Annotated in this window: 7 protein-coding genes; 5 read left to right on the forward strand and 2 right to left on the reverse strand. The window is 39.3% G+C overall.

Going from position 1 to position 6081, the window contains the following annotated elements; genetic code table 11:
* Positions 1-53: 53 nt before the first annotated feature.
* Positions 54-899 carry an MBL fold metallo-hydrolase gene (locus J2Z23_RS16910; protein ID WP_057987160.1) on the reverse strand — a complete coding sequence of 282 codons (846 nt, stop codon included), beginning with the start codon at positions 897-899 and terminating at the stop codon, positions 54-56.
* A gap of 199 nt (positions 900-1098) precedes the next feature.
* Here J2Z23_RS16910 and J2Z23_RS16915 point away from each other — a divergent pair, with 199 nt between their 5' ends.
* The gene (locus tag J2Z23_RS16915) at positions 1099-1278 is read left to right on the forward strand and encodes a hypothetical protein (RefSeq protein ID WP_057987162.1); all 180 of its coding nucleotides are present in this window, start codon (positions 1099-1101) and stop codon (positions 1276-1278) included.
* Positions 1279-1372: 94 nt separating this feature from the next.
* On the opposite strand, the gene J2Z23_RS16920 is transcribed toward J2Z23_RS16915, so the two are convergent.
* A complete protein-coding gene (locus J2Z23_RS16920) occupies positions 1373-1480 on the reverse strand; it encodes a YjcZ family sporulation protein (protein WP_082881265.1) in 108 nt (35 codons plus the stop codon).
* 367 nt (positions 1481-1847) lie between these two features.
* On the opposite strand from J2Z23_RS16920, the gene J2Z23_RS16925 reads away from it, so the two are divergent.
* The 4 genes from J2Z23_RS16925 (at position 1848) to J2Z23_RS16940 (ending at position 5940) form a co-directional block, all read left to right on the forward strand.
* Positions 1848-2015 (forward strand): hypothetical protein, encoded by a 168-nt coding sequence (locus tag J2Z23_RS16925; RefSeq protein WP_165589638.1) that lies wholly within the window; start codon positions 1848-1850, stop codon positions 2013-2015.
* 164 nt (positions 2016-2179) lie between these two features.
* Positions 2180-4231, forward strand: a complete 2052-nt coding sequence (locus J2Z23_RS16930; protein ID WP_209974644.1) for a catalase — start codon at positions 2180-2182, stop codon at positions 4229-4231.
* 141 nt (positions 4232-4372) lie between these two features.
* Positions 4373-4558: a hypothetical protein gene (locus J2Z23_RS16935; RefSeq protein WP_057987168.1), complete on the forward strand. Its 186-nt coding sequence runs from the start codon at positions 4373-4375 to the stop codon at positions 4556-4558.
* Positions 4555-5940: an amidase gene (locus J2Z23_RS16940; protein WP_209974646.1), complete on the forward strand. Its 1386-nt coding sequence runs from the start codon at positions 4555-4557 to the stop codon at positions 5938-5940. Before J2Z23_RS16935 ends, J2Z23_RS16940 begins: the two co-directional genes overlap by 4 nt.
* Positions 5941-6081: the final 141 nt, after the last annotated feature.

A 6081-nucleotide genomic window follows, 5' to 3' on the forward strand; every position in this document is an offset into this window, starting at 1 on the left:
TAAATATACGTAAAGAAAGGCTGTTAAGAAAAATCCTTAACAGCCTACACGAATTAATTTACATATTTTCCATAATCCGGAATGGCAATCTGATCAAATTGTTTGATGAGCTTATCTAAGCTTTGGGTTAGCACTTCACCTTTTAATGGGACACCATGTCCCACAATCGCAACCGCAGGTTTTAAAGCAACGAGCTTTTTAACAGAATCACGGGCAGCTTCCCAATCTGTTGTTAAATATCTAGGTGGGCCATTAATTTCTAGCTCTTGGGTAAAAACTTTGTAAAGGGAATCTTGTTTAACTGTAATAAAGGCATCACCTGCAATAAGAGCTCGATCTTCATCTCTAAAGAATGATATATGTCCGGGCGCATGTCCAGGCGTGTGAATCCAGCGGAATCCCGGCATATGTGGGACTGTTCCATCATCTGGTAACACTTGGACTCGGTCTCCTAATTGAATCGCTTCATTTGGGAAATATGGTGACATTTTTGCGACCATTCCACCTTCAACAGTGGCATCAGGCTGTGGATAATCCTTTTCCCCGGTTAAGAAGGGAAGTTCTAACTGATGAGCATAAACTGGAACGTCCCAGTGGTCGATTAATTCAATTACAGCTCCAATATGATCAAAATGCCCGTGAGTCAATATAATAGCTTCCGGGCGACTGTCTTTACCAAAACGCTTCTCAGTTTCTGCAATAATGGCAGGGGCAGAGTGGGGCATACCAGCGTCTACTAGAACAAAAGAAGAATCATCTTTGCGGCCTAACATTGCTACATTAACAATTTGGATTGTGTAACAATATAAGTCAGGTAAAACTTCTTCACCAATACCATTCCCGATCGATGTAGTAGGGATGTATTTATGATCCGCTCCATATGATAAGTTTTTATCCACTATTATAACCCCTTTCTTTTTGACTAAAGTAGACAAGGATAGTATACTCTTCCCGCTAAAAATGCATCCAACCTAACTTTTCCAGAAGATTGGACATTTCTTCTATGTAAAACTTTAAGGTAAACAGGTCAATATAAGATTGTAGTATTGGTTGATTCTACATCTTGTGCAAGTTCACAAAAGAAAGGATGTTGTTTGAATGAAAAGCAATGTTCAGGTTTTACCAATTATTGCTTCCATTGGGATTGGTGCTGTGGCTTATAGTATGATGACCGGAAAAGCGGGACAGTTGCAAAATATGATCCCTCAGTTATCTGGTATGAGTCAGCAAGGTGGCAGTCAACAAGGCTCTGGAAACACATCCTCGCAAATGCAATAAAGCTAAGTGTAGTACAGGAGTTAAGAAAAAACCAAAAACTCGGATTGGAGAATTTCTCCGGTCCGAGTTTTCTTTTTATGATCATTTTACCTTTTTAATATCCATAACCACCGACAAAACCACCGGCACCTACAATAATCAAGAGGATAAACAAAACAACAATTAATGCAAATCCTCCGCCAAATCCAAATCCCTCAGACATACAACTCCACCTCCTAAAAATCTTTCAGTATTACCATATGTAGAAAAAAGAAAGGTGGAAGGATAAATGCCTATATAATTCTTAAAAAATGTATAGATACTCATCACGGATAAAAAACAATAATGAAAGGAAGCTCGGCAACCATGCAAACTAAGTGAGGGGAAAAAAGAAGTTGTGTCCCTTGTACATAAGGTGATAGGAGCGAAGCCATTAATGGAATGGGACAGTGATTTCCCATCATTTTTAGTGATAAGTAGCAATCCCTTTTCTATGAAGTAGCTGGAATACTTTTTAACAGAGGCGGCACAATACGCTAAGGATAGCAAAAGCAAAATGCTGTTCAAAACAACCAAAGGAGAGATTGAATATGGAGCGAGATAAAAAAGCAGAACTTCAAAAACGTGATCACAATTTTAACAAAAATGATCACAATCAAGAAATAGATGTAGATAATGTTAATCTGGAATTTGCAGAGGATAACGAGATGGACCAATTTACTGAAAATGAACTTCAAAACGATAGAAATGATTGCTAATTGACCTAAATCTATCAAGGCTTATGTCAAAGTTTTCTTTGGAACTTTGACATAGGCTTCAAAATCCTTCTTTTATAGTTGGAAAAGCAAATCTTGTTCTAAATTTGCAGCAAATTCATATGTATTTATGTAGTTGGCAAAATTTAATAAGGATGGGTGATAAAATGGACGATAAGTCATCAAAGGATAATAGACCTTCCAAAACAAATTCTAAACAAGAACAATTGAATCAGTACCGTGTTCGAGACAAGGGAAAACCTATGACGACCCAGGAAGGGAAAAAACGATCCCAGGATCAGGACCAACTGAAAGCCGGTATACGCGGACCGAGTTTACGTCAAGATTATGAGTTTTTTGAAAAAATGTCACATTTTACCCACGAAGAAATTCCGGAAAGGGTCGTCCATGCAAGAGGTTATAGTGCATATGGAGAGTTTGAATGTTATCAGTCGATGAGACATGTGACAAAAGCGGGATTCTTACAGGAAGCGGGAAAAAAGACGCCATTAACAATCCGTTTTTCAACTGTTCAAGGGGCAAAGGGATCCTATGATACAGCAAGGGATTTACGTTGTCAAGGTGTGAAGCTTTATACAGAGGAAGGAAATGTCGACCTAACAACCATTGCGATGCCTGTATTAATTAATCAGGATGCGATGAAATTTCCAGATGCGATGCATGCGTACCAAGCTAAACAAGCTGATGATATACCTACGGCTTCTGGTGCACACGATCGTTTTTGGGATTATGTGGCCAATAATGATGAAGCGCTTCATATGGTGCTATGGATTATGTCTGATCGGGGCATTCTCAGAAGTTACCGAATGATGGAATCCTGGTCCATTAATACGTATCTATTTGTGAATGAGCAAGGAGTAGCCACCTTTATGAGGTATGTGTGGAAGCCGGTTCTGGGGGTTCATTCCCTTCTACAGGATGAAGCACTGAAAATCGGAGGACTTGATCCCGACTTTCATAGAAGAGATCTTCGAGAGGCAATTGATAAGGGAGCTTATCCTGAATACGAGCTAGGTGTTCAGTTAATTGCGATGGAAGATGAATTTAATTTTGACTTCGATGTTCTTGACCCTTCAAAGTTTTGGCCAGAAGAGGTTGTCCCTGTTCAAATGATCGGTAAGATGACATTAAATAGAAATATTGATAATTATTTCACAGAGTCTGAGCAAGTCGCTTTTAACCCTGCCAATGTTGTTCCAGGAATTGACTTTTCCAATGATCCTGTTTTGCAGGGAAGATTAATGGCATATAGAGAAACACAACAACACCGACTAGGTAGCGCCAATTACACGGAATTACCAATTAATAAGCCACTCTGTCCGTTTCATAATAACCAGCGAAGAGGCGCAATGAGGCAAAGAATTGATGTTGATCAGGTGAACTATCATCAAAATTCCCTGTTAAATAACACACCATATACAGTGCCGCCAGAAGAAGGTGGTTATACGGATTATCCGGGTAAGGTGGAAGGTCATAAAATTAGAGCGAGAAGTGATTCGTTCAAAGACTATTTTTCGCAACCACGAATCTTCTGGAACAGTCTGACCCCCATTGAAAAGCAACATACGATCGATGGATTAAGTTATCAAGTTGGAAGTGTAAGAAGCGAATCTGTCCGTCAGCAAGTTGTTGATATACTTGTCAATGTGGATAAAGAAATGGCGAATATTGTTGCCGAAAATATTGGTGTCAACAGGCCGAGCGGTGATAATGTCCCAGTTTCTACAAGTTATCCTTCTCTTAGCCAGGCCAATACACCAAAATATGCGTATACACAAAAAGTAGGTGTGTTGATCGGTAATGGTTTTAACAGCAATGAGGTAACCAATGTATTGAATTATTTAAAGCAAAATGGAGTTTTTATCGAAATTGTTAGTGAAAAGCTAGGCACTGTTACTGGTGCGGATGGAACACAAATAAAAGTTAACAAAACATTTATCACAACCAGTCCATATCTTCTTGACTCGTTATATGTTGTTGGTGGCAGGGCTAAAAATGAAGCGAAATTTCATCAAGATGTTATGAATTTCGTAAGAGTTGCGTTCAGTCATTATAAACCAATTGGTGTTGCTACAACAGCACAGTCTCAATTTCAAATCAAAGCCTCAGCTGGAGTTGTCTTTGCTGGGAATAATCCTAATTTTGAAAGAAATTTTATCTCAGCAATTGCTCAACAACGTTTTTGGGAACGAACATAATTATGCTCACAGAGTAAATGCTAGGGAAATATCAATAAATATTTCCCTATTCTTTTCCCAAAAAATCGCAGATATATTTGTTTTTCCTCAGCAATTATTATCCATATTATTAATATAATGTCCTCAAAGGGAGGTATATAAGTGAATGGCAGCAATTTTATAAGAGAGGGTTTGTTAGTACAGCATCTTCCTGTTTATGAAACAGATATCCCCTATATTCATTCCATACTTTCCATCATACAACAGACTCAAGGGTCTCTTGAGGCATTCCCTAATTTAAATGAAGAAATTCCCATTTTGATTGTCGATAAGGCGCTGTTACGATGACAGACGTATCTTTTTTAACGGCAGCAGAACTAGGTCCCCTAATCAGAACGAAACAATTGTCTCCTGTAGAAATAACAAAACATACATTAAGCCGGATAGATGAATTGGATCCACTCCTCCACACATATATTACGCCACTTCACAAAACAGCTCTAAAACAAGCGAGAAAAGCCGAATTAGAAATCATGCAAGGACAATATAAAGGGCCATTACACGGAATCCCAATTGGAATTAAGGATAATTTTCAGACAAAAGGGATCCGAACGACAGTTGGTTCAAAACTATTTGTGAATTTCGTCCCTAATAAAACAGCTACGGTTGCAAAAAGATTGCTTCGAGCAGGCGCCATTATGTTGGGCAAATTAAATATGCATGAACTTGCCGCTGGGTCCACAGGCACCAATCCATTCTTCGGTACGACACGGAATCCCTGGAACATTGAATATATGCCAGGTGGTTCAAGTGGTGGCAGCAGTGCAGCCTTAGCTGCTGGTCTTACAACCATTGCAACTGGTACAGATACTTTTGGCTCTATCCGCTTACCTGCTGCAATGTGTGGGATTTATGGACTGAAACCAACTTATGGGCTCCTAAGCACATATGGGGTGATTCCTACGGCGAGATCATTAGATCATGCTGGACCCATGGCAAGATCGGTGACTGATTTGGCTTTCATGCTTCAGTATATGGCCGGTTATGATGCAAATGATCCGACAAGCCTTCATGTACCAATACCTAATTATACTGAGAACTTAAATAAAGGGATGAAAGGGTTAAAAATTGGAATTCCTAGTTATTATTTGGAAGGATTAGATGCAGATGTAGAAATTGTTTTTAACAAGGCAATGATCATATTAAAAAGATTAGGAGCTGAAATACGTGAAATAGAGATACCAGAATTAGCGATGTCTACATATTCGGGTTATGTAACTGTAACGGGGGAAGCTTCTGCTTTTCATTACAAATGGCTGCAGACTCGTCCAGAAGATTACTCAGTGGATATTCGCTCTTTCTTTCTAGCAGGTACATTAACGTATACACCACAGTACATGCAAGCACAAGCAGCTAGAAGAAAGCTGGTTGAAGCATTCCAACAAGCTTTTAACGAGGTTGATATTATACTAGGTCCAACGATCCCCATTACCACCCCTGCCTTTGCCCAGAATTGGGTTGAGCAAAATTTAGATGTAATTAGGCACTGTCTGTCATTTACCGTTCCTGTAAATTTAACAGGTATTCCCAGCTTAGCAGTACCGATGGGGCTAGATTCCAAAGGACTTCCTTTAGGTATGCAGTTCATTGGAAACCATCTTTCGGAAAAACAATTACTTCAAGTTGGGAGTATATGGGAGGGGGTAAATCCGTTAACTATTCGTGTTTAATCATATCTTTAGAACATGAGGAGAAAGCCTTCATGTTCTTATTTTTTAGTGCGCCCGGCATGGGCTATAACTTGGTGGTGAAAGTCCACTACAGGCTTGGCAGTAGGAACTGTTAGCTTAAGGCAAGGGTGTCCACCGTGA

Origin of the sequence: Lederbergia galactosidilytica, from assembly GCF_017873565.1 — a bacterium.
In the GTDB taxonomy this organism is placed as follows: Bacteria; Bacillota; Bacilli; order Bacillales; family Bacillaceae_C; genus Lederbergia; species Lederbergia galactosidilytica.

Excerpts from the sequence above, each read along its gene's own strand:
- J2Z23_RS16915 (WP_057987162.1), top strand. The coding sequence starts at position 1,099 with ATGAAAAGCAATGTTCAGGTTTTACCAATTATTGCTTCCATTGGGATT.
- J2Z23_RS16920 (WP_082881265.1), bottom strand. The coding sequence starts at position 1,480 with ATGTCTGAGGGATTTGGATTTGGCGGAGGATTTGCATTAATTGTTGTT.
- J2Z23_RS16925 (WP_165589638.1), top strand. The coding sequence starts at position 1,848 with ATGGAGCGAGATAAAAAAGCAGAACTTCAAAAACGTGATCACAATTTT.
- J2Z23_RS16930 (WP_209974644.1), top strand. The coding sequence starts at position 2,180 with ATGGACGATAAGTCATCAAAGGATAATAGACCTTCCAAAACAAATTCT.
- J2Z23_RS16940 (WP_209974646.1), top strand. The coding sequence starts at position 4,555 with ATGACAGACGTATCTTTTTTAACGGCAGCAGAACTAGGTCCCCTAATC.